This window comes from Streptomyces corynorhini, from assembly GCF_003346515.1.
In the GTDB taxonomy this organism is placed as follows: domain Bacteria; phylum Actinomycetota; class Actinomycetes; order Streptomycetales; family Streptomycetaceae; genus Streptomyces; species Streptomyces corynorhini.
Map to the genome: position 1 here is coordinate 1 of NZ_QQNA01000333.1, position 3,349 is coordinate 3,349.

Below are 3,349 nucleotides of genomic sequence, written 5' to 3' on the forward strand. Positions count from 1 at the left end.
GGGACGGGGACGGGGACGGGGACTACGCTGGATGGGGCGTGATTCTCGCCACGTTTGATTTGAGTGCAGCTCAGATGAGCGATCCGGGGTGGCTGCATGTTCGGAAGGGGTGGCACTGCGTGCCACCCCTTCCGTGTTCAACTCCTGAACTCAGACGTCGTTGTCCAAGCTCAGATGAGCGGATTCCGTCATGGTCGGGTCATGGCCGCTTCGAGGCGTGAAGAGGACGCGATCCTCGGCGCCGCCGCCCCGTCCTTTCGATCCGCTGGCGGATGGGTGGTCAACGCCATATGACAGTCAAGTGGCCGTACCGAGTCGCCTTCGATCTGGGTATGTTCCTCGCCGTCAGGGCAGCCACCGCGTCGTCGAGGAGTCGAGACCCGTGTCGGAAAACAGCGATCCCCACGCAGCCACCTCCGAGAAGTACGTCTATGACTTCACCGAGGGCAACAAGGATCTCAAGCACCTCCTCGGCGGCAAGGGCGCCAACCTCGCGGAGATGACCAACCTCGGCCTGCCCGTCCCTCCGGGCTTCACCATCACCACCGAGGCGTGCAACATCTACCTCGACGGCGGCCGGGAGCCGGCCGGGCTGCGCGACGAGGTGAGTGCGCACCTCGACGCCCTCGAACAGCGGATGGGCAAGAAGCTCGGCCGGGCCGAGGACCCGTTGCTGGTCTCCGTACGCTCCGGCGCCAAGTTCTCCATGCCGGGCATGATGGACACCGTCCTCAACGTCGGCCTCTCCGACGACTCGGTGGCCGGACTCGCCGCGCAGGCCGGGGACGAGCGGTTCGCCTGGGACTCGTACCGCAGGCTCATCCAGATGTTCGGCAGAACGGTCCTCGGGGTGGACGGCGAGCGCTTCGAGGAGGCGCTGGAGGAGGCCAAGCGGGCCAAGGGCGCCGCCACCGACGTGGAACTTGAGGTCGCGGACCTCAAGAAACTCGTCGCGCTGTTCAAAAGGATCGTCTCCGACGGGACGGGCCGCGACTTCCCGCAGGACCCGCGCGAACAGCTGGATCTCGCGATCCGCTCCGTCTTCGAGTCCTGGAACACCGACCGCGCCAGGCTCTACCGCCGCCAGGAACGCATCCCCGGCGACCTCGGCACCGCCGTCACCATCTGTTCCATGGTCTTCGGCAACCTCGGCCCCACGGCGACATCTCAGGGCGGCGGCACCGGCGTCGCCTTCACCCGCGACCCCGCCAGCGGCCACCAGGGCGTGTACGGCGACTACCTCCAGAACGCCCAGGGCGAGGACGTCGTCGCGGGCATCCGCAACACCGTGGCGCTCGCCGAGCTGGAGACCATCGACAAGAAGTCGTACGACCAGCTGCTGTCCATCATGGAGACCCTGGAGACCCACTACCGGGACCTGTGCGACATCGAGTTCACCATCGAGCGCGGCCGGCTCTGGATGCTCCAGACCCGCGTCGGCAAGCGCACGGCCGGCGCCGCCTTCCGGATCGCCACCCAACTCGTCGACCAGGGGCTGATCGACGAGGCCGAGGCGCTCCAGCGCGTCACCGGCGCGCAGCTCGCACAGCTGATGTTCCCCCGCTTCGACGACGACGCCAAACGCGAGCTGCTCGGGCGCGGCATCGCCGCCTCGCCGGGCGCCGCCGTCGGCAAGGCCGTCTTCGACTCGTACACCGCGATCAAATGGTCCCGCTCCGGTGAGAAGGTCATCCTGGTCCGCCGCGAGACCAACCCCGACGACCTGGACGGCATGATCGCCGCCGAGGCCATCCTCACCTCGCGCGGCGGCAAGACCTCACACGCCGCCGTCGTGGCGCGCGGCATGGGCAAGACCTGCGTCTGCGGCGCCGAGGAGCTGGAGGTGGACACCAAGGCACGTCGGCTGACGGTGGGTTCGACTGTCATCGAGGAGGGCGACGTCCTGTCCATCGACGGCTCGACCGGCAAGGTCTACCTCGGCGAGGTCCCGGTCGTCCCGTCGCCCGTGGTCGAGTACTTCGAGGGCCGCATGCACGCGGGCGCCGAGGAGGCCGACGAACTGGTCGCCGCCGTCCACCGCATGATGGCGTACGCGGACCGCCGCCGTCGGCTGCGGGTGCGCGCCAACGCCGACAACGCCGAAGACGCCCTGCGCGCACGGCGGTTCGGCGCACAGGGCATCGGACTGTGCCGTACGGAGCACATGTTCCTCGGCGAACGCCGCACGATGGTCGAGAAGCTGATCCTCGCCGACACCGACGAGGAGCGCGAGCAGGCCCTCGGAGAGCTGCTGCCGCTCCAGAAGAAGGACTTCACCGAGCTGTTCGAGGCGATGGACGGACTGCCGGTCACGGTCCGGCTGCTCGACCCGCCGTTGCACGAGTTCCTGCCCGACATCACCGAACTGTCGGTCCGGGTCGCCCTCGCCGAGGCGCGCAAGGACCACAACGAGAACGACCTGCGGCTCCTTCAGGCCGTCCACAAACTCCACGAGCAGAACCCGATGCTCGGCCTGCGCGGGGTCCGCCTCGGCCTCGTCATCCCCGGCCTCTTCGCCATGCAGGTACGGGCCATCGCGGAGGCGAGCGCCGCGCGCCTCGACGCCAAGGGCGACCCGCGCGCCGAGATCATGATCCCGCTGGTCGGTACGGTCCAGGAGCTGGAGATCGTCCGGGACGAGGCGGAGCGGGTCATCGCCGAGGTCGAACGGGCCACCGGCACCCGGCTCAAGCTGGCGCTCGGCACGATGATCGAGCTGCCGCGCGCGGCGCTGACCGCCGGCCAGATCGCGGAGGCCGCCGAGTTCTTCTCGTTCGGTACGAACGACCTCACGCAGACCGTCTGGGGCTTCTCCCGGGACGACGTGGAGGCGAGCTTCTTCACGGCGTACCTGGAGAAGGGCATCTTCGGGGTCTCCCCGTTCGAGACCATCGACCGCGACGGCGTCGGCGCCCTCGTGCGCAGCGCCGCCGAGGCGGGCCGCGCCACCCGGCCGGGGCTGAAGCTGGGCGTCTGCGGCGAGCACGGCGGCGACCCGGAGTCGGTGCACTTCTTCCACGAGGTGGGCCTGGACTATGTCTCCTGCTCACCGTTCCGCATCCCGGTAGCCCGCCTGGAAGCGGGCCGCGCGGCGGCGGGCCGGGGCGGGAGCGACTCGCGGTAGGGGGTGGTGGGGGGTGTGGTGGGGCATGGTGGGGGTGGGGCGTGGTGGTGGGGTGGTGGTGGCCGTGGGTGCGCGGTCGTTGTGTGGGGTGGCCCGGCTTCGGTTCGGCGGCTGACCGTCCATTGTGTGCTGGGATTCATGCCCCGCTGGTCGCCATCCGCTGCATTCTGCGAGTCAGTACCAAGAGGTAAGCGAGCTGAACCAGCACCATTCATGACGAGTGGG

General features: G+C 69.0%; 1 protein-coding gene. It reads left to right on the plus strand.

What is annotated here, in order from left to right; translation table 11 throughout:
* The first annotated feature begins 382 nt into the window (after positions 1-382).
* Complete coding sequence (gene ppdK, locus DVH02_RS31075; protein WP_114627187.1) at positions 383-3,124, plus strand: pyruvate, phosphate dikinase; 2,742 nt, start codon at positions 383-385, stop codon at positions 3,122-3,124.
* Positions 3,125-3,349 lie beyond the last annotated feature (225 nt).